General features: G+C 44.4%; 16 protein-coding genes. 4 read left to right on the forward strand and 12 right to left on the reverse strand.

Going from position 1 to position 21710, the window contains the following annotated elements; translation table 11 throughout:
* Window positions 1-7 precede the first annotated feature (7 nt).
* Together NO989_RS11520 and NO989_RS11525 are read left to right on the forward strand one after the other, a co-directional pair.
* On the forward strand, window positions 8-619 hold the full coding sequence (locus NO989_RS11520; protein ID WP_014976845.1) for a PEP-CTERM sorting domain-containing protein: 612 nt from the start codon (window positions 8-10) through the stop codon (window positions 617-619).
* 115 nt (window positions 620-734) lie between these two features.
* Entirely contained in the window at window positions 735-1622 is an 888-nt protein-coding gene (locus NO989_RS11525; RefSeq protein WP_202285799.1) for a WYL domain-containing protein, read from the forward strand.
* A 52-nt stretch (window positions 1623-1674) separates the two neighbouring features.
* On the opposite strand, the gene NO989_RS11530 is transcribed toward NO989_RS11525, so the two are convergent.
* The 4 genes from NO989_RS11530 to NO989_RS11545 all read right to left on the reverse strand — a co-directional run bounded on the left by NO989_RS11530 (window position 1675) and on the right by NO989_RS11545 (window position 7823).
* Window positions 1675-3798: a response regulator gene (locus tag NO989_RS11530; RefSeq protein WP_371342574.1), complete on the reverse strand. Its 2124-nt coding sequence runs from the start codon at window positions 3796-3798 to the stop codon at window positions 1675-1677.
* A gap of 91 nt (window positions 3799-3889) precedes the next feature.
* Window positions 3890-5104 carry a pectinesterase family protein gene (locus NO989_RS11535; protein WP_371342576.1) on the reverse strand — a complete coding sequence of 405 codons (1215 nt, stop codon included), beginning with the start codon at window positions 5102-5104 and terminating at the stop codon, window positions 3890-3892.
* Window positions 5105-5117: 13 nt separating this feature from the next.
* Window positions 5118-6584, reverse strand: coding sequence for a glycoside hydrolase family 28 protein (locus NO989_RS11540; RefSeq protein ID WP_371342578.1), 1467 nt, complete (start codon window positions 6582-6584; stop codon window positions 5118-5120).
* Between the two features lie 33 nt (window positions 6585-6617).
* A complete protein-coding gene (locus NO989_RS11545; RefSeq protein ID WP_371342579.1) occupies window positions 6618-7823 on the reverse strand; it encodes a glycoside hydrolase family 105 protein in 1206 nt (401 codons plus the stop codon).
* Window positions 7824-8504: 681 nt separating this feature from the next.
* Here NO989_RS11545 and NO989_RS11550 point away from each other — a divergent pair.
* Window positions 8505-11204 carry a TonB-dependent receptor gene (locus NO989_RS11550; RefSeq protein ID WP_039225317.1) on the forward strand — a complete coding sequence of 900 codons (2700 nt, stop codon included), beginning with the start codon at window positions 8505-8507 and terminating at the stop codon, window positions 11202-11204.
* Between the two features lie 203 nt (window positions 11205-11407).
* A complete protein-coding gene (locus NO989_RS11555) occupies window positions 11408-12343 on the forward strand; it encodes a rhamnogalacturonan acetylesterase (RefSeq protein WP_239247721.1) in 936 nt (311 codons plus the stop codon).
* 144 nt (window positions 12344-12487) lie between these two features.
* Here the strand turns inward: NO989_RS11555 and NO989_RS11560 are convergent, their stop codons facing one another.
* The 8 genes from NO989_RS11560 to NO989_RS11595 all read right to left on the reverse strand — a co-directional run bounded on the left by NO989_RS11560 (window position 12488) and on the right by NO989_RS11595 (window position 21708).
* Window positions 12488-13459, reverse strand: coding sequence for a sugar kinase (locus tag NO989_RS11560; protein ID WP_014979615.1), 972 nt, complete (start codon window positions 13457-13459; stop codon window positions 12488-12490).
* Window positions 13456-14094: a bifunctional 4-hydroxy-2-oxoglutarate aldolase/2-dehydro-3-deoxy-phosphogluconate aldolase gene (eda, locus tag NO989_RS11565; protein WP_014979614.1), complete on the reverse strand. Its 639-nt coding sequence runs from the start codon at window positions 14092-14094 to the stop codon at window positions 13456-13458. The genes NO989_RS11560 and eda overlap by 4 nt, the downstream gene beginning before the upstream one ends.
* A complete protein-coding gene (locus tag NO989_RS11570; RefSeq protein ID WP_239247719.1) occupies window positions 14094-15635 on the reverse strand; it encodes a mannitol dehydrogenase family protein in 1542 nt (513 codons plus the stop codon). The genes eda and NO989_RS11570 overlap by 1 nt, the downstream gene beginning before the upstream one ends.
* Before the next feature lie 2 nt (window positions 15636-15637).
* Complete coding sequence (gene uxaC, locus NO989_RS11575) at window positions 15638-17053, reverse strand: glucuronate isomerase (RefSeq protein WP_371342581.1); 1416 nt, start codon at window positions 17051-17053, stop codon at window positions 15638-15640.
* An 11-nt stretch (window positions 17054-17064) separates the two neighbouring features.
* Window positions 17065-18555 (reverse strand): UxaA family hydrolase, encoded by a 1491-nt coding sequence (locus NO989_RS11580; protein WP_171337611.1) that lies wholly within the window; start codon window positions 18553-18555, stop codon window positions 17065-17067.
* A gap of 209 nt (window positions 18556-18764) precedes the next feature.
* Window positions 18765-19781: a LacI family DNA-binding transcriptional regulator gene (locus tag NO989_RS11585; protein WP_371342582.1), complete on the reverse strand. Its 1017-nt coding sequence runs from the start codon at window positions 19779-19781 to the stop codon at window positions 18765-18767.
* A 146-nt stretch (window positions 19782-19927) separates the two neighbouring features.
* Entirely contained in the window at window positions 19928-21223 is a 1296-nt protein-coding gene (locus NO989_RS11590) for a TRAP transporter large permease (protein ID WP_014949873.1), read from the reverse strand.
* The gene (locus tag NO989_RS11595; protein WP_014979608.1) at window positions 21223-21708 is read right to left on the reverse strand and encodes a TRAP transporter small permease; all 486 of its coding nucleotides are present in this window, start codon (window positions 21706-21708) and stop codon (window positions 21223-21225) included. The genes NO989_RS11590 and NO989_RS11595 overlap by 1 nt, the downstream gene beginning before the upstream one ends.
* Window positions 21709-21710: the final 2 nt, after the last annotated feature.

Below are 21710 nucleotides of genomic sequence, written 5' to 3' on the forward strand. Positions count from 1 at the left end.
AAAGAAAATGAAAAAAATTATTTTAATGGTATTGGCAATTGCTACTTTTAATGCAAATGCCGCAATAATTGAAATCTCTACGGATAAATCAATTTATCAAGTAGGAGAAACTATCACGGCGACGGTAAGCTTTTCTAATGAAGATGCTTTTTTAGGTATCGTACCGTTTCCTCAACCGTTTGATGTATATAACACGACAATTGGTTTTAACGATTCGCTCTTGAGTTTTATTGGCGCTTCTACGTTAAATCCTTTTGGCTCAGTTAGCAGCTTGGGGAACCCAGTGTTAGAGATGTTTCTACCTCCTTTTCTACCGGGGGGAATTTTAGAGATAGGTTCACTAGCTTACTTGGAACAAATTGATTTGTTCTATCAACTGCAGACACCAGTGATTGGTTTATACACCGTGCAATTTATCGCACAGTCTGTTGGTGACATTACAATTGATGGGTTGTCAGGTTCTTACATTTTTCAAGGCACTCAAGGGGGGCAGCTGACGCCTATACAGGTGAGTAGCGCAAGTTTCAGTATTGCAGAAGTACCTGCACCAGGTACCTTCGCGCTATCGCTTCTGGCTTTAGGTGGTATGTTTTTCGCCCGCAAACGTGTGAAGTCATAAACCTTAATGGCTAAAAGTTTAAGCCCAGCCGCGTGCTGGGCTTTTTTATTTCTATTGCTATTTACATACGGCTTTAAATAAACCACACTGAATAAAAATACAATAAGTGCGCACCATGTTAGAAACCATTTCTTTTTCTCAACGCCAACGACTGGCGTATATCGACTTCTGCCTTTTGTTTAAAGGGGCTATCCATCGCCAAGACTTAATAAATCGCTTTGAAGTGGGACTATCGGCTGGTTCTCGTGACTTTACACTATACAAAGAGCTCGCCCCTGATAACTTAGTCTACGATCCAAGGGAAAAACGTTACTTTCAAACAGAAAGCTTTATTCCGGTTTTTGAACACGATGCAAAGCGAACCCTTGTGAAGCTTGCCAACGACATATCAGATGGATTTGATGCGATCGGTGACATACATTTCCCTGTTGAAAGTGCATCTTCACTTAATATTCCTGATATTTTTGTGGTGGCGAAAGTGGTACAAGCCATCGTGAACAAAAAGGCGATGAGCGTAATCTATACGTCGCTTTCAAGCGGCAGTGGTGCAAGAGAGTTAGTGCCTCATAGTATTGTTGATAATGGTCAACGCTGGCATGTTCGCGCATTCGACAGAAAATCACAAAGTTTTAGAGATTTTGTGCTAACTCGAATTAGTAAGGTAACGGTTAAAGCAGAACCTGAAATCCATGAATGCATAGATTGTGATGAAGAGTGGGGAAGACTTATCTCACTTGAAATTGTGCCGCATCCTAAGAATATTAAATATGCCACCGCAATAGAGCTTGATTACGCCATGGAAGAAGGCGTGCTTACATTGGAAGTACGGGCTGCCATGGCGGGATACCTGCTTAGACGTTGGAATGTTGATTGTACAAAACATGCAAGCTTACGTACCGGAGAGTATCAACTTTGGCTTAGGAATCAGCAGAGCCTTGCGAATACCGACAATTTAGCCATCGCGCCAGGGTACATTGCAGAGCAAGAACCCTATACCGTATAAAATGTGGAAGTGGTCTGCCAAACAGCACCTTGTTGAGTGTTAGTACATGCAGCTAACCGATATATTTCTTGATACAAACCAGCAGCGTGTCTTTGTCTAAAGGCTTGGCTAAAAAGTCAGTCATGCCGGCAGCCAAGCACTCTTCTTTGTCTTCTGCGAAGGCGTTTGCAGTGAGCGCAACAATTGGTGTGTCAACCTCCAATGCTTTGCGTAATATTGTTGATGCCTCAATTCCTCCCATGACGGGCATATTGCAGTCCATCAAAATAAGGTCGAATTGATGTCGCTTGCCCACGTCTACGGCATCTTTTCCGTTCTTAACATGTAGGAACTTATAGCCTTCTGACTGCAATATAGTCTTCACGATTTCGGCATTGATTTCGTTGTCTTCAGCTAGCAGTATGCGTTTCTTCTTATTGCCTTCTTTAACATCATTATGAGATACGGGTTTTGTATCAATTAACTTTCCTAAATCATGCTCAAGTTCTCGACGATTAATGGGCTTAGCATGCGTGCGCCAGATAAGTTCAGAAACATCATTTTCATCTTCTAGTCGTTCCAGTTCAGCAGAGATAAGAATGATTTTAGGAAATTTATCTGGGTTCATCGCCTTCAACTGTTCTATCAAATCGACCCCGCTCATCTCTGGCATAGACAAATCAAGAATAATAACGTCGAAAGCCAGTGGGCTGTCTGATAGGTAGGCTTTTGCACTATCATAACTTCGGGGCACAATCGACATAGAAGTAACGACATGCTCAAAATATTCGCGGCTGGTTTGTAAATCATCAACTATCGCACAGCGCAAATTAGCACTGGGTTCAACGTTAATGTCAGGCAGCTGAGATTCTTCCGCTGCCATAGTAAAACTGAAGGTACTTCCTTGACCTACAAATGAAGTTACATTGATGTCGCCGAGCATGAGTTTCGCCAACTGCTTCGCAATACTTAACCCTAGTCCTGTGCCCCCGTACTCGCGGGTGGTGGATTGGTCGGCTTGCTCAAATTTCTTAAAGATATTACCAAGCTTAGATGACTCGATACCAATGCCGGTATCAATAACATCGAAGCTTAAATAATTGCCGTTTGGGCGTTTGGTATAGGTGACCTTTAACGTGACAGAACCTAGTTCAGTAAACTTAATTGCATTACTTAACAAGTTGTGCAGAATTTGCGAAATACGAGTGATATCGCCTTTAATTACGTGAGGTAAGTCAGGGTCTTTTAAGTAATGAAATTCAAGACCTTTTCTTTGGCAGTAAACCCGCTGTAACGACACCACATCGTCCAAGACTTGTAATAGGTCGACTGGCGCCTGTTCAATTTTGATTTTGCCTGCTTCAATTTTTGATATATCGAGAATATCGTTGATTAACACAAGGAGTTGCCTACCAGCAGTTTTGGCTTTTTTAAGGTAGATGTTGCTTTTGTCAGGGTTGTCTATGGCCAACTCGATCATGCCAAACAGGCCGTTCATTGGTGTGCGAAGTTCGTGACTCATGCTTGAAAGAAACTCTGATTTTGCTTTGCTTGCTCTACGAGCCTCATCAGCCGAACTTTCTGCTTGCTCTTTCAAGCTCGTTAGTTTGGCAAATGACCGTTTAACGGTACGCTCCATAGGGGAAAAGATGAATGCTGCCTCGATACATAATAGAGCGAGTGTGGCTAGCCATAAGTAAACTTCAATCGAAAGAACCACATCTACTCTAGCAGTGGCGTCTTGCTCGAACTGCGCGACGACATAATCAAGCTGTTGTAATAGCGATGTCAGCGCTTGAATATCTAAAAGCGTAGTGGGCTGACACTGTGCTGCATCTAAAATTTGATCGGCGCTTTTTATGTATCGGTTTACTTTGTTGTCGAGCTGGCCTTCGTTAAAGTAAGTATTAGAGATAGAGGAGGGAAGGTTATCGAGTGACACAAGCTGTTGATGATTTTGTTTGAAACGTGCTAACGATTGCGCCAAATACCTTTGCTCTTCACTGTCGTCGCAAATGTTTGGTGTAGAGGTGAGCAACGCAATACGCTGTGAAAGCATGCGTTGCTGACCCGCGATATTGATAATTTCCGCATCCTTCTTCTGATCACTGATTAATTCATAAAGTACAATAAAAGAAAGAGTGACGAGTGTAGCGGTTAGCAATAACGCAACGATATAACGAACACGTATAGACATAAGGGTAGTAGTGGCACCGTGATAACTAAAAGATAATAGATACCAAGTGGTTACGCAATGTGCCGAGCAAATTACTTACGCTTATGTTGCTCTATTTAATATCGTTCGGAATGTTATTAGGCACCCAGCCTCGCAATACCGCCTCTTTAGTGTAAAAAGCCGCGTTTTTATCATTCAGAAAATGAGAGTTTATTGCTGGTGAGGAGACTGCTTTAGGTGCACCTTCTCCATGAGATTGGTACTCGGAAAATCTTGCTTCTGTGTGGGGATTAAATGGTCTCTTTGTACCTGATGGCGTAGTTCCACCCATAGTAGTCCAGCGCTTTTGGATGATATGACCTGCCATATAGGTGTTGATAAACGCGGTTTTACCTACAGCGTAAGGGTTTGCATATCGGCCATCTGAAAAGGTGGTTGTAGGATGCCAAGGCCTTCCCAGTGCCACGCTTTCATCTGGAACGCCGTGTTCTCTTTCAAGCCTACAGTTATTGAACGTTAATCCATAAGGGCGCTGTAAATGAGTGCTTGGGGCGGTAATGTAGCCTGTTAGTCCTTCGCTATCACCGCCAGAATAACGTGTACGGGAAACAATAGAAACGCTTTCAAAAAACGCGGTGCCCTCACCAAAAATAAAGTCAATATGTCCTGCTATTGTTCCGCCTTCAATCAGAGCGCGGTCACCTTTTAAATAGAGGGTATCTTGGTAACCCCAGAGTGCGACATTTTTAAGGTAAGTGCGATCTGAGTTCACATCGGTTTTAAGCGCTACTGCCTGCGTACCTGATAATCGAGTAGGGTCGTCTTTTGCTTTGACCTCGTTACCGGGATAGTCAAAATCATTGGTGATAGTGATATTTTCCAGAGTGATATTATCACCTAAAATCTCCACAGTGGCAGTGCGACGAGTTCCCCATTTTTCTTGAGAATTCTCTGCGACTTGTTGACCTGCATATCGATTGAAAACGATAGTCGTTGTTTCTTGCGACTGGCCCACAAAGTGAACATTATCAACGTTTATGACGACACGCTCTCGATAAATGCCTTCGTTAATAAAGACGGTCCATACTTTATCTTTTTGTGGCTTGTGAGACGCGATATAAGCAACAGCTTGGGACACAGAGTTAAAATGAGGTAAAGCGTCCTTACTTACGTCACTGTCATCGTCACTGTCATCGTCACTGTCATGTGATTTAGCTACCACAACATCCGTCGTTGCTGGCATTGCCGCGCTTAATCCACTGAAAAGTATTCCTGCCAGCAACACAAAGGCTAAACTAAGACTGACACGTGCTTTATTAAATTCCATAGTATTTATTCTTCTACAGCCCGTGCTTGTTAAATGGTTGGCTATTAATAAACACATTGTTTATTGAAAGATGCGCTACGTTTTCGATAACGGCATCTTTAAGCGCACGTTTTATCGTTATGTTATTCAACGTCAACCCAGAAATAGGCGTATGGTCATACCCGCGAAGCACAAAGGCTCGGTTAGCTGACGCAACGTTCAAGTTCTCTATAGTGATATCTTCCAGTAGAGGAGGGAATTTACCGGCATCACCTTCTTCGTAGAAGAAATTCACGACAACAGCGTCTTTCACCGTCCCAATATCGATATTGCGATAGTTTAGATTTTTTAGGTGACCACCCCGAATACTGTTGGTTTTAATTCTAATGCCGCGGTCTAAATCAGGGCTACTCATGGTGCAATGCTGAGCATAGAGATTCTCTACACCGCCGGATATTTCACTGCCGATTACAACACCGCCATGGCCAGCCTTCATCTCGCAATGTTCTATGACGATATTACTACAGGGAACATTGACCCTTCTGCCGTCTGCATTGCGTCCAGATTTAATGGCAATGCAATCGTCCCCTGTATCAAATGTACAGTTAGAGATAAGGACGTTCGTGCAGCTTTCAGGGTCGCACCCGTCCGAATTTGGGCCGAAACTTTTACAGTACACGTCGTTAACGGTGACGTTCTTGCAAAGCACAGGGTTAACTAACCAAAATGGAGAGCGCAGGATGGTAACACCCTCGATAAGTACATTTTCACAGCGGTAAGGTTGTATAAACGGAGGGCGCAGGTAATTATTTTCAAAAACGCGGTCACTAACGGGTGTCCCGTTTTCTACCATTTCTTGCAGCGTGTCTCTGGTATATTTTTGGTTCTCAACCGGATCGTCACCCCATGTTGAAGCCTTCCACTTACCTTTCCATGGCCACCAGTTGTCTTTCGCCGCGCTACCGTCAAGCGTACCTTTGCCGGTAATTGCGATATTACTTTGTTCAAAAGCATAAATAAGAGGGGAGTAACCCATTAACTCCATACCTTCCCAGCGAGTAAAAACGTATGGTTTGTAATCTTCAGGGTTGGTAGAAAATCGAATTGTTGCGCCTGCCTCAATACGCAAGTTTATATTCGACTGTAAGTGAATTGGGCCGCTGCATAGCCAGTCGCCTTTTGGCACAACCACTTTGCCACCACCTTGGCGTGCGACTTGGTCGATAGCTGCATGTAACGCTTGCTTAAAGTCACTGCCATTTTCATTTAAAAAGTCGGTAACATTAGCTTCGCGCTTTGCAAAGGTGGGGCGCTTTATCGTCCCTTTAATAAGGTTTGCTTCGGCGTCCCACTGGCGTTGAGTCCTTCCCGTTTCGGTCACATTTGCACATCCGGATAGGAATGTAGGAACACCTACAGCCATCCCAGAAGCTGCAACAGTGGTGGCGAGACCAGACTTTAAGAAGTGACGTCTGGCATTCGGTGAGTTAGGTCGGACCATCATATACCCCTTTTATTTACAATTTAGCGCTTTTTACTTATTCAAATAATGTGCAGCCAGAATGAATGAGCCTACACCTTTCGCGTCGTTTGCTCTGATTGGCTCACTCATGTAGTAGTCGAATGAACCATCTCTATATGGATTTCCACCAAGACCAGCAACAGCGCAAACTTGCTCAAGGCTGATAACGTTAGTTTCTGGATTAACCGAAATCATTTGATCAAGAAGTCCAGCAAACCCTTTTTCTGCGTGAGCTTTGTATTCCTCAGGAAGAAACTTAAGGCTTGCACCTTTAGCCATAGCGTAGGTCAACATTGCTGTACCTGATGCTTCAAGGTAGTTTCCTTCACGGCTTCCCAAGTCAGTAACCTGATACCAGGTGCCTGAATTATGTTGATAGGTAAGCGTAGCGTCGATAAACGCTTTTAAGCGCCCTTGTAGCCACGGTGTTTTTGGGTGTTCGGCAGGAACAACTTCTAGCACATCCACCATTGCCATAGCATACCAACCTAGCGAACGTGACCAGTGATGTTGAGAAAGACCTGTTTCTTTATCAGCCCACTTTTGCTTTTTAGATGCGTCCCAGCCATGTAAGGGGAGGCCTGTTTTTTCGTCGTAAAGGTGCTCTTCAATGAGTTCAAATTGCAAAAATACATCGTCTAGCTCTTTCATATCGCCGTACTTAACAATGTATTCAGCGTAGAAGGGAGCCCCCATGTATAGACCATCAAGCCACATTTGGTCTGGATAGCGTTTCTTATGCCAAAAGCCACCTTGCTCGGTACGTGGGTGAGTAGTAAGCTGCGTTCTAAGTAGGTCAGCGGCTTTTTTGTACTTAGGGTTGCCGGTTTCTTCATAGAGGAAAAACAGCACTTTACCAGGGTTAACCATATCAATATTAAACTTATTGATATCATAGGTTTTGATACTTCCGTCTTGTTGAACCAACATGTCGTAGTAACCTTTTACATAAGACAGGAGGCGGGGATCTTTAGTATCTTGATAGACTTCTGTTATGGCAAGAAGGTTGAGACCGTGAACGTAATCCCATTGTGGCTTCTCATCCCAATCGATTTGCCAAGCTTCTGGGAAACGCACCATCTCAGACTCTATCATTCTCATAGACCATGATTGTGTGTTGTCGAGAGGCATTTGTACCCAATCATTTGCATTAGCAGCGGAAGAAACAAACGCCGTGCAAGCTACAACGGAAGCTGCGCGTAGAATACCTTTTAGCATAACAAACCCTTATTTTTATAACATTGTAAATACACTCTGTGCTACCGGTAGCATAATGGTTTTTATTTGCTCATATGTCAACGGAATTATTTACATTTTTTAACTTTTATTTTACGCGTTTAAAAAGCGTTCATTATGGCGTAAATAACTGTATTTAAATGTTTTAATTAAAGCTCTCATCCTGCTTTGGTAAGTTTCTATAGTCTCTTCTTCTTTCATCATTGCATATCAAATTTCTACTTATTGTAAATTTTTTCAACAAAATTGCTACCACCGGTAGCATAACTGTTTAGGATGTAAATCAAATGTAAAGCTTGAGTGTTGTTTTCGAGGTTTACATTATTGCCGAAGAGAAGTTTTGCGTTAATTAGAAAACATAGCTGTACCCTGCAACTCTTCTCATTCAAGGTTTTGGTGGTTTACGAGACCACTATAGAGAATGAATTAGAATTGACGCGTTTTCGCTTCCTTAACAGCCAAGACGTGCTATCGGATAAATGTAAAGCATTGACGGTATTAATCACCAAAATGTTATCCGGTGGCATAAAGGGGAGTGAAATGGTTAAATACGATAAATGTTGAATTTGTGTAAATTTGAATAGTTCACACACGTTTCAAAAGCATCTTCACCTTTTGTCAGTATGCGCGTCTCTTATAAATATAAAAACCGGAGAAACAACAATGTTACCAAAGAAAAAGCAACTCGCTGTTCTTGTTACGCTAGCGTTGTCAGGCGCACATCTTCATGCGCAAGAAGCCACAGACGAACAAGCCAGTGAAACCGAAGCGCAAAATATGGAAGTCATTGAAGTATCAGGCTTTCGTGGATCACTTAATAAATCACTGATGGAAAAGCGAACATCAGTTAACAGTAAAGAATCAATTGTTGCGCAAGACATTGGTAAATTCCCGGACTTAAATATTGCTGAGTCAATTCAACGTGTACCCGGCGTAGCCATTTCTCGTGAAGGTGGAGAAGGGCGCCAAATTACTTTGCGTGGTTTGAGCCCTTCATTTACCCGCACAACACTTAATGGCATGGAAGTGCCAGCAAGTACAGATGGCACTGACTCAGGTGGCGGTGTAAACGGTGGACGTGGCTTTGACTTTAACATTTTCGCTTCTGAATTGTTCAACCGCGTAGATATTCAAAAATCTCCTACCGCCTCTATGGAAGAAGGCGGCATTGCAGGTACGGTTGATCTGTACTCGGCAAAGCCGTTTGATTACGACGGTTTTAAATTCGTTTCATCTCTTCAAGGCGGCTATAACAGCATTACAGAAGAGACCGATCCTCGCGCCGCTTTCATGATCAGCAACCGTTTCGCTGACGACAAAGTCGGTGTGCTTTTCTCGGCAGCGTTCTCAGAGCGTACAGTAAGACAGGAAGGTTTTGGTACAGTTCGTTGGACTACTCCAGTTCGTGATGGTGGTGGCATCTTTGGCGATACATCAAACACGGTTGTTAACGGCACACCTGACGTAGATGATTGCCAGTATGAAGGTGAGTCGGTAGACCCGATTAATTGTTTATGGACTCCTCGTTTACCTAGACCTGACTACTTTGGTAATGATCAAGAGCGTGTAGGCTTCACCGGTTCAATTCAGTGGGCTGCAACAGATAATTTCACACTTACGTTAGACGGTTTAGTGTCCAAGCTTGATAACACCCGTACCATGTATAACTTCTTCCACATGTTCAGAAGTACATTCGAAGAAATTACACCTACCTCCATTACTGTCCATCCTAATGGTCAACAGGTGCTGGCTGGTACGTACGACGGTATCAAATCGCGTATTGAAAGCCGTTTACAAGAATCAACCACTGACTTTAGCCAATTTGTAATTTCTGGCGAGTGGTTTATTGGTGAAAACCTTAAACTTGATATGATGGCCGGAACAGCAGAGTCTGACGCTCGTTCAGAGCAATATCGTTACAATATGACGCTGCTGGAAGAAACCAGCTACGGCTTTGACTTTAGCAATAACAGCAACGCGCCAGAAGTGACTTACGGTTACGATGTTAACGATGCAAGCAACTATAACCTAAGCGATGGCCGATTACGTGCTACTGATGTATTGCGTGAAAACGACACGGTCAAATTTGATGCGACATACTTAGGTGATGAAGTCACTATTAAGGCTGGCTTTGCCTACAATGACCGTGTTGTAACCTACAGTGAAGAGCAAATAAATGGCTTCCCAGATCAAGACTCGGCAGTAGGTTTTGCTGAAATTATGCCGGTAGACGATTTCGGAAGTGGTTTTGACGGCCCTCTTGACCCGTTCCTTGTAGCCGACTTTGACGCTATTAATAGCCAATTGTTAGATGTTGTTTGGACACCGCGTTCTGCACAAAGCTGGCAAGTAGGCGAAGAAACATCAGCTATGTACCTTGAGCTTGATACGAGCTATGAGATTGCCGACATGTTACTTCGCGCTAATTACGGTGTGCGTTATGTGAAAACAACCACAACCTCTGAAGGCTTTATTCAAGGCGAAACGGTACAAATCGAAAACGAGTACAATAACTTTTTACCAGCAGTTAACTTAGCACTTGAAGCAACTGATGACGTAGTTGTTCGCCTTGGCTTAACACAGTCTATGACTCGCCCAAGCCTGAACTCATTAAACCCTGGTAACCCAAGCTTTGATTATATTAACGGCTCGGTGAGCGTGGGGAACCCATTCCTTGATCCGTTTACGTCGAACAACGTTGACTTTGGTGTTGAATGGTACTTCGATGACGAAGCGCTACTAGCAGCAACAGTGTTCTACAAAGACATTGATAACTGGATTGTTCGCGCATCAGAAGAGCGTTTAGTCGACAGTGCTTACTACGACTTTATCGACAACGATGCACAGTTTGACCCTGTAATTGCGCTAGACCCACGCACTATTCCATACGAGCATAGCAGTCCAATTAACGCTGAAGACAGAAGTGTAAGCGGTTATGAGTTAATTTATCAGCAGCCGCTAAGTTTCTTACCAGGACTGTTCGAAAACATGGGTATCGTGTCGAACTATACGCACGTTAATGCTGACGACATCGAAGGTATGAGTGAAACATCGTACAACTTTACGGTGTATTACGAAACAGACCAATACGGTGCGCGTGTGTCAGTTAACAAACGCGACGATTACCTGACAGACTTTACTGGCAGCAATGGTAACGTTGCGCACGGTACGACAGGACCTACGCAGGTAGATTTCTCGTCATTTTATAACGTAAACGACGAGCTAACGTTGACCTTTGAAGTCATTAACCTTACCGATGAGTACGAGCGCTTGTTTACCACGGGTGATGGCTCTTTGAACTTGGTACGTGAGTACAACCACACGGGCCGTCAGTTCTTCTTGGGCGCTCGTTATACTATGTAAAAAAACAGGCCGGCCAATTATGTTGGCCGGCCTGAGATAATAATTAAATGTTGTGTTCCGTGAAGACGGGTGTGTTTGGCCATCGTAATGATGGCCTTTTTTATGTGCAAAAAGTGCAGGCCGGGAGGAGTTCAGCACGCCTCTACCTCACTTTTTGAGCAATTTGCATCGCAACAAAAGAAATATTGAAAAGGAGAAAAGGTGTGAAAAATTCAAGTAAACTCACCACAGGGAAAATATTCAACGCGCTGCGCTACAGTCTTGCAAGCGTTTTTGTTGTATCGAGTACTTTTGCAGTAGCAGACCAGCAAGGCACGAGTACACTTCACATTAGTTACGCGGCGCAATCTAGCGCTTATGCACTTACCAGTTCGGGTTCCCAAAGTGCTTCAATCCAAAGCGCTACTAATAAAGGCAGTGAAGAGGCTGTAAAAGCTCCACCCTACAAAAAGCCAGTTACCCTACATCTGGTCGGCGATTCAACCATGTCAGACAAGCCTATGTTGTCATATCCAGAACGTGGGTGGGGACAATTACTTCCTGAATTCATGCTGCCCAATCTTAATATTAAAAACCATGCGGCTAACGGCAGAAGCACAAAGCGATTTGTAGATGAGGGACGCTGGCAGCTTCTGTTATCCGATCTGTCTGAAGGTGATTTTGTGGCTATTCAGTTTGGACATAACGATCAAAAACAGTCGGATCCTGCTCGCTATGCCGACCCGGAAAATGCTTATCCAGCTTACTTGAATCAGTTTGTTCAGGATGTTGAAGCAAAAGGGGCATCAGTGATTATCGCAAGTAGTATTTGCAGGCGTCATTTCACTGAGGAAGGTGTGTTAAAACGGACGTTGCAGGCGTATGCCGATGCAGCGAAGAAAGTGGCAGCACAAAATAATGTGCCATTTATTCCTATGAACGCTTTAACTTGCGATTTTCTTGCTCAGGTAGGCGAGCCTAACAGCAACCATTACTTCATTAAGGTGCCCGCCGACCTTTATGCGCGCTACCCTGAAGGCAAAACGGACGACACTCACTTGAACGTTGTGGGCGCGGCGAAAATGGCGCAAATATTCGTGCGAGAGCTAAAAGCGACAGCGCACCCACTGGCAAAATACGTATATCGAGACACGTTGTAAGCTCACATAAAAACGACGTGGCGCGTTATTGTAGGCGTGCCGCGTTCTTTAGTGGGGGATCGCCTTTATCTTAATTAGCGTGCTTGCTTATGGTTACAATGGCAGGAAATAGAAGAGAAAAGAAAGAGGAATGTCACATACCGACTATAGCGACGGTATGTGATTAGTGAAGGCATCGCCTGATATAATGGCACCGGGGTAGGTAATCACAGTCGCTGCCACTTTGGCCCCATAGCTCGCGCTCTCTACAGGTTTTCTACCTGCAAGTCGAGCGGCCATATAGCCGCCATTGAATGCATCGCCAGCAGCCGTTGTATCAACCACCTGTTCAACACGCTCAACAGGCACAATACATTGTTCTTGTTGACGGAGTATATGAACGCCAACCGCTCCGTTTTTCATAACGATTTCTTCAATCTGTTTGTCGGCTAAATAGCTAAATATTTCATCAGCATTGGTGTGGCCAAACAGCATTAAATGGTCGTCTGCACCTGGGAACGCCAAGTCTGCTTCAGCATAAGCCTTATCCGTCCAGTACTTGGCATCTTCTTGAGATGACCAAAGGCGAGCTCGATAGTTGGGATCAAAGGCAATCTTACTTCCTTTGGCCTTGAGGGACGAAATCAGTTCGAAAAGTGTAGCGCGCTGTTCATCATCTAAAATGGCAATAGAGATACCGCTCAAATAAAACCAATCACAAGCAAATTCAGCGCCCTTCATAATGTTGAGCGTCTGTGTTGCTGCAGATTGGTTACGCCAATATGCAAAGGTTCTTTCACCTTCGTTGTCGTTACGGATCATATACAGGCCAAGGTTACGCGATGACGAGCGAAACACTAAATCAGTGTTAATTTCGTGCTCACCCATTTTAAACAGCAGCTCATCGCTTAAAAAGTCTGCGCCGATCGCCGTTAAGTAACTAATGGAAGATGAAGGCAAGCAGCGTTTTAAATAAACTGCAGTGTTGTACGTGTCGCCAGCAAAGCTTTTCGCCATCAGATTATTATCTGTGTTTTCATCGCGCGTACTAACTGATGACTCACGCTGAGTGCTTCGAAGCTCTACCATGCACTCGCCAAAAATAACTATTCTTTGGTTGGTATCAACTATGCTCATGCCGCAGCCTCATCAAACAATGTTAGGCTTTGTTGACATGCCAAAGTTATAGCTTGCCAATTTTTTGCTTCAATGGCTGCCTTCGGCATCATCCATGTACCGCCTACTGCTCTTACATTGCCAAGCGAGAGATACTCATTCGCGTTGTCGCCATTAATGCCGCCGGTAGGGCAGAAGGAAACATCGCTAAATACGCTTGAAATAGCTTTAAGAAAAGGTGTTCCGCCGCTAAGACTCGCAGGAAAGAACTTCATTTCGCGAATGCCTTTTTGGTGCGCCAAAAGAATATCGGCTGGCGTAGCGACACCTGGCAAAAAGGGTGCATTAGACGCAATCAGTGTATCGAGCAATGTCTCTGAGCTTGTGGGCGTTATCAAAAATTGCGCGCCTGCATCCAACGCTTCAAATACGTGGTTGCGATTTAACAATGTGCCCATACCCACAACGAGTTCAGGAAACTGTTTTCTAATCGCTGACAGGGCTTCAAATGCTGCGTCGCTGCGTTTCACTACTTCTATGTTGCACAGGCCGCTATTTGCAATTGCTTCTGCTAGGTGAAGCCCCTCGTCAACAGATTTAGGCTGAATAATAGGCAGTAATGGGGCGCCTTTAAGCATGGAAAAGGTACTTTTCATCACGCGGTTCCTTTTAGTGAATCTAGCGAACTTTCTGGTAACGTAGTGGGAGCAGAACTTTGCTGATCTTCGTTGCTGTTTTCGTGCGATAAAATGTTAAGCAGCTGATTAACTTTTTCGAGCACTTTTTCTTTGAACGTAGTGTTTACCGACAGTTCGGCGAACATGGTTTCAAGAGATAGCAATTTTTTTGCAAGTTCTATTGCCTGAAAGTCTACCGATTTTGCTGTAGCCCTTAACATACTATCTAGCGGGTCGGTGATAGTTTCGTTTAAACGTGCTTTGTTGTTTACAAATAGGCACCAGGCCGCAACGGCACTGCAGAGCAAATCAATATTTCGTTTTGCTTTTAGGTTATCGCGTACTGTGTCGAGAATTCGAAATGGGATTTTCTGTGACCCATCCCAAGCAATTTGCGACAACAGGTGGCGAATATGCTTATTCTCATAGCGCTTAACAATGTCTTGTGCGTAAGCGTTCAGATCGAAGTCTTGTGTTCCGCTATCGGCATTCTCGTTATTACTGGATAGAGACGGCACAATTTCTTCTTTCAACATGGTTTGAATCAGTTGCTTTATGGCTGGGGTACGCATTGCGTCGAATACGGTTTCCTTGCCAAGCAATAACCCTATGTAGGCCAGTGTTGAATGTGTGCCGTTTAGAATGCGAAGCTTAGCTTTTTCAAAAAAGCTCACATCATGAGTAAAAGTAACGCCAACTTTATCCCAAGCAGGTCGTGGGCCAGAAAAATTATCTTCAACCACCCATTGAGTAAATGCCTCTCGCTGAATAGGCCAGTTATCAGTTAAACCCAGCTCAGCGGCAACGTTGGCTTTAAAGCTGTCTTCAGTTGCTGGCGTAATACTGTCAACCATAGTGCAGGGGAAGGCGATGTTCTCGCTGATCCATTGGCCGAGTGATTCATCCGTTTTATTGGCGAACTCGGTCACCGCTTTTTGCAGCTTTTTACCGTTGTCTGACACGTTGTCACAGCTGATAATGGTAATATCTGCATAGCCTGCCTGCTTACGTTGTGCTAGCGCTTGCACAATTAGGCCAACTGCACTTACCGGTGTTTCTGGCGTGACTAAATCAGCTTTAATATCCGGATGATCAGTATCTAGATGACCTTGCGCATTAAGGCAATAGCCCTTTTCTGTCACGGTAAGCGTCACAATTTTAGTTTGCTTGTTTACCAGCGCAGCAACAATGTCTTCACGATCATGTGCTAATGTTGAAAGGGTTTTTATTGCGCCGATAATGTGGGTTTCAGGCTCGTTATCAACAATACACAACGCATAGAGATTGTCTTGTGTACTCAACGCTTCTTTAAGTGATGCGCTGCGCATTGATACACCGTGAATGCGCCAGTCACCGCCATAAGCCAGCGCCTTTTCGGTATAATACGCTTGGTGCGCACGGTGAAAGGCGCCTGGACCAATATGCACAATGCCACAACCGGTTGCTTCCAGGTCGTAATTTGGTTTACTTACGCTGTCACTTAAAAGAGGTAGCGTTGAAATTGATAACGGCTTTGTCATGATTACCCCAGTTTGTACGCTTGTTTAGCAAAATCATAAGTGAGTTTTCTTGCAATGCTGGCCGCTTCTGTTTCACTGATGCGGTGCTCCACAACTAGCTGTGCAAGGAAGCGACAATCAATACGTCTGGCAACATCATGACGCGCAGGGATAGACAAGAAGGCGCGTGTATCGTCGTTAAAACCAACTGTATTGAAGAAACCAGCGGTTTCTGTCACTTGGTGTCTAAAGCGTAACATGCCTTCAGCGCTATCGTGGAACCACCATGAAGGACCGAGTTTCAGGCAAGGGTAGTGGCCTGCAAGTGGTGCTAATTCACGGCTGTACGTGGTTTCATCTAATGTAAATAGAATTATGTCCAGGTTAGGCTCGTTACCGTATTTACCGAGTAACGGGCGAAGCGCTTTAACAAAATCTGTTTGCATTGGAATGTCGTGGCCTTTATCGCGACCAAACTGTGCAAAGAGCTGACTATTGTGGTTTCTAAACGAACCAGGGTGAATTTGCATCACCATGCCGTCTTCTACACTCATTCCCGCTAATTCGGTAAGCATTTGCGCTCTAAATAGCTCTTGCTCTTCAGCGTTACTGTTTCCACTTCTTACTTTATCGAATAAAGCAATACACTCTGCTTCACTTAAATCAGCAGTATTTGCTGTTGGGTGTCCGTGGTCTGTTGCTGTCGCACCGTGCTCTCTAAAGACGGCACGTCTTGCACGAATTGCGTTCAGGTAGCCCTGCCAGGTTGCCGTGTCTTCACCAGTGAGTTCACCAAGTTTCTCAATGTTTGAAACAATATCTTCGCGTGAAGCATCGACTACATCATCAGGTCTAAAGGTGGTAATAACCCGCTTTGCCCACGGTGTATCTTTAATCGCTGCGTGATGGGGAAGAGCATCAAGCGCACCTTCGGTGGTAGCAATCACTTCAATATTGAAGCGGTCCATCAGTGCACGGGGTTTAAAGTCATCCCCTTGAAGCTGCGCAGTGATGTGGTCGTAATAATGCGTTGCGTTGTCGCTACACAACATCTCTCGCAAACCAAATACATCGTGAAATACAGTGTCTAACCACAAACGCGATGGTGTGGCAGCAAATAGATGATAGTTATCTGCCAGAAGTTTCCAGATTTTACGTGGATCCTTTTCCGTCTCGCCGCCGTCCCAACGTGGCACACCAATATCGGTTAATTTAATACCTTGGCTATACAGCATTCGGAAAACATAGTGATCAGGGGTGATAAACAACTCGGTTGCATTGGTGAAATTATTGTTTTGTGCAAACCAACGTGGGTCAGTATGGCCATGTGGACTTATGATAGGGAGATCTCGAATTTCCTTATACAGCGCCTTTGCAACACTTCGGGTTGCTTCATCGGCAGGAAAAAGTCTATCTTCATGTAATAATATCGATTCCATAACGCTCTCTTTTAGAGGGTGACGCCACGTTTCCAAATAGCAATCTCATGGCTGCCATTCTTCTCGTTGCAGGTTTGTTGACCAGATGCCACTGCCAAACAATGTTGGAGTAGCGCTTCGGCACACTTATCGATAGAGATGCCTTCCAGAACTTGTCCAGCGTTAAAATCTATCCAATGTGGCTTCTTATTAGCGATATCTGAATTTGACGATATCTTGACTGTGGGTACAGGAAAACCAAGGGGCGTGCCTCGGCCTGTGGTGAATAAAACGATATGTGCCCCCGATGCTGCCAACGCCGTTGAACTAACGGCATCGTTACCAGGTGCTTGTAATAAACTTAAGCCTTTATCTTGCTTGGGCTCGCCATACTGCAAGATAGACTGAATAGTAGACGTTCCACCTTTTTGAACCGCGCCGAGAGACTTTTCCTCTAGCGTGGTTAAACCTCCTGCCTTATTGCCTGGAGACGGGTTTTCGTAAATAGGTTGGTTGTGGGCGATAAAGTAGTTCTTAAACTCATCAATCAGCGAGTTAAACGCCTCGAATACGTCTTTGTTTTTAGCGCGATTCATTAAAAGCTGTTCGGCGCCAAACATTTCTGGCGTTTCGGTTAAAATGACCGAGCCACCTAGATTACACATTAAATCGGTAACACGCCCTACTGTTGGGTTGGCAGTAATACCGCTAAAAGCGTCGCTACCACCACACTTCATGCCTAAGGTTAATTCGCTAGCGTCGATAGGCTCACGTTTGTCATTAGCCATTACTTTTAACAAGTCATAAACCGCATTGACACCTTCTTCTAACTCATCTACCACTTCTTGTGCGTTGTAGAAGCGAACCCGATTTGCCGGTTTATCAACGTGAGGCAGTAAACTCTTAAGCTGATTGTTTTCGCAACCCAAGCCTACAATTAACACCGCACCAGCGTTCGGGTGAGATGCGAGAGAGGCTAAGATAGTGCGCGTGTCATCTAAATCATCGCCCAGCTGAGAACAGCCAAAAGGGTGGGTAAATGCGCGGAACCCGTCGCACTCGCTAGCGAAACGACGATTACATTCGTTGGCAATACGGTCTGCTGTTCTATTTACGCAGCCTACGGTATTGATGATCCATACTTCATTGCGAATACCTACTTTTCCATTTTCTCTTCTGTAGCCCATGAACTGTAACCCAGAAGTAAGATGGTTTTGTTTTGAAGCGGTATTTGACGGCGCGTAAACGTATTGTTCAGTGCCTTTTAACTTAGTCTTTGCGTTATGGCTGTGAACATGTTCACCAGCATTAATTTGGCTTGTTGCAGCACCAATGCTGAAACCATATTTTACGATGTCGCCACCGTCTGACACGGTAACTAGGGCAACTTTATGGCCAGCAGGAATGTCTTGGCTAACTGTAATGTCATATTCAGCGATGTAAGTGCCAGCCACGATAGGGCAGGTTGCAACCGCAACGTTATCGTTATTATGCACTTTAACTAGTTGTGTTTTAACGTCCATTACAAGTCCTGCTTTATCTTTACGGCTTATTTAACCGCTAAGCGTTGTTAAATAAGCACTGTGTATTTAAAAGGAGCGATAGATTAGAAAACGTTGCTTTTTACGCTCTGTTTACAAATTGTTTATTTTTAACATTCTTTTTTATTGTCGTGCCACCGGTGGCATAATAGGTCGAAAAAGAAGTGTTAGCAACACTTCATTGTAAAAAATCACACTTTTTTGATTGAATCGCGAATAATTAGGTGAGGTTTGACCAGATACGTTTCGGTTTCACTAACTTCACTGCCTTCGATGTGCGCGATGATTTTACGCGCTGCGATAGCTGCCATATCGCCAACGGGACGTTGAACAGTAGTAAGGGCAGGGATTACACGGGCAGCAAGTAGGTTGTCATCGAACCCCGCGACGGATAGTTCGTCAGGTACGGTTATTCCCATTTCATGAGCCACTTTCAATACGCCTGCTGCCATTTCATCGTTGTTTGCAAAAATAGCTTTAACTCGTGGTGACTGAATAAGCAATTGACGCGCGCATTCTATACCGCTTTCGAAGCTGTTTTTACCCTCAATTACCCTGTTTTTAGGCACATCGACCCCCAGGCCGTTAAGCGTTTCAACAAAGCCTTCCAAACGCTCTTTTGAGGAATAATACTGTTGCGGACCGCTGATGATACCAATGTCTTTATGACCTAGTGAAACCATATAGCGCGCTAAGTCACTTAAAGCAGCTCTGTCGTCACTCACTACGATATTTTGATGGTCATCTAAATCTACTGACGCCATTCGCACATAGTTAATACTCTTTTGTTGCAGCGCGTCGGCTAACACCTTCGATTCGGATACCGGTGGTAATATGATGACACCATCTATGTTTGAACGACGCACAAAATTAATACAGTCTTCTACAAAACCTTCGGCATTATACCTACAAGGGTGTACAACTAACTCATAACCCTTTTGAGAACATATGCTTAACACGCCTCTTTGCACTTGGTCGATATACAAGGCATCGGGGTTGTCGTAAATTAGGCCTATCAAGTAAGAGCGGCTAGTACTTAAACCACGCGCTTGCTTGTCAGGGGCAAACCCCGTTTCTTGAATGACCGCTTCAATGCGCTCACGTGTTGCTTTTCCCACATTGGTCGCACCGTTAATGACGCGTGACACGGTACGCTTTGAAACACCTGCTAGGGCTGCAACATCATTGATAGTCGGGCGCTTGTTCATAATTCTCTGTTTTTCCGCGCTATTATGTCGTTACTTCCGATATTACCACACAAATACGGGCAATATGTTTTTGTTATTCAAAAGTGAAAGTTCATGTGATCAAACTACGCCTGACCACACTTTTCAGTTTTGATGATTCTACCTTACTAAAATCCTAGTGCACGCGGTAGCGCTTCGCTGAACCATGCGACATACGTAACTAGCATAAGAACGACAAACATAGCCACATATAAAGGTATTAGCGGTCGAATGATGTTCTCAAGTTTGGTTTTGGCAATAGCACAGGTAATGAAAAGTACGGCGCCGACGGGCGGTGAGCACAATCCGATAGACAGGTTGAGCACGAGCATGATGCCGAATTGCAGTTCGCTCATCCCAAGTTCTAAGGCCACCGGCAAAAATATGGGCGTAAAAATAAGTACGGCAGGTGTCATATCCAAGAATGCACCAACTACGATAAGCAATAGGTTGATTAAGAGTAGAATAAGTAATGGGTTATCGCTTATCGACAACAGTGCGTTACTTAAGGTTTGCGGAATGTTCTCAAACGACAATAGCCAAGACATCGCCGTTGAGGCCGCGATAAGCAGCATTACAATTGCCGTCGTTTCTGCCGCCTTCAAGAAAATATCAGGTAGGGCTTTCGCATCCACTTCTTTGTAAAACACCACAGCTAACAGCAATGAGTAAACCACCGCAATGGCACCAGCTTCGGTAGCGGTAAAAACGCCGCCCACAATGCCGCCAATCACTAAGAATATGAGGAATAGGGAAGGGAGTGCTGCGATAGTTTTTTCGACAACTACTTTAATAGGAAGTCGCGGCGATAGCGGGTATCCCTTCATTTTTGCGTAGATAAAGCACACCAGCATGAGCGCTAGACCCACCATAATGCCTGGAATATAGCCAGCCATAAAAAGGGCGGCGATGGATACGCCACCGCTAGCGATTGCGTATACAATTAAGATATTACTTGGTGGAATTAACATTCCCGTAGTTGATGCAGCGGCAGTGACCGCTGCGCTAAAATTCGGCTCGTAGCCCGCTTTTTTCATTTCGGGCAACATGAAGCTGCCAATAGCAGACGTAGTCGCTACCGCAGACCCTGAAATTGCACCAAAAAGCATGCAGGAAACGACGTTCACCAAGGCTAAACCTCCGGGAAGCGCACCAATAAGCGCCATTGCACATTCAATTAATCGCTTGGCTATCCCGCCGCGTCCCATGATAAGGCCAGATAAAACAAAAAATGGGATTGCCAAGAGCGCAAAGCTATTAAGACCACCTGCCATACGCTGAGCAATAGTAATGGTAGCCGGAGCAATGTCCATGCTCATTACCATAGCAAGCAGCGTGGCTACACCAATGCTGATTGAAATAGGAACATTTAAAAGAAGGAGTACAAAAAAGGCGACGACTAAGATAATACCGGTCAGTTCCATTACGCTGACTCCTTATTGTTGTTTCGCCAAAGTGCAGTAATGTTAACCAGTGCATAGGCAATGATAAGGCCTCCAGATAAGGGAAGCACGCTATAGATAAAGCCCATTTTTACACCTAGCGCTGCTGAGATTTGCTCTAGCTCTAATGTAAGAGACACTAGTTCAGCGCCGCCGTAAACCATCACCAAAACACAGAAGATAATGACAATGACTTCAACGCAGGTAAGTAGAAGGCGTTTCACTTTACGAGACTGACGCTCAACAATTAGGTTGAACCCCAAATGCGCGTTTTGGCGATAGGCGTAGGCCGCACCTAAGATGCCAATCCAAATAAGTATGAACCTAGACAGCTCTTCGGTGACCGAAGCAGGGTCTTTAAGTAGGTAACGTGAGACCACTTGCCAAATTACGGTAAGTAAAATACTTACCATGGCAATAATAAGGGTGCCGGCTAAGGCTTTATCGATGAGGCGTATTATTGTCATTG

The sequence above is a fragment of the Alteromonas sp. DY56-G5 genome (assembly GCF_041414725.1).
GTDB lineage: Bacteria > Pseudomonadota > Gammaproteobacteria > Enterobacterales > Alteromonadaceae > Alteromonas > Alteromonas macleodii.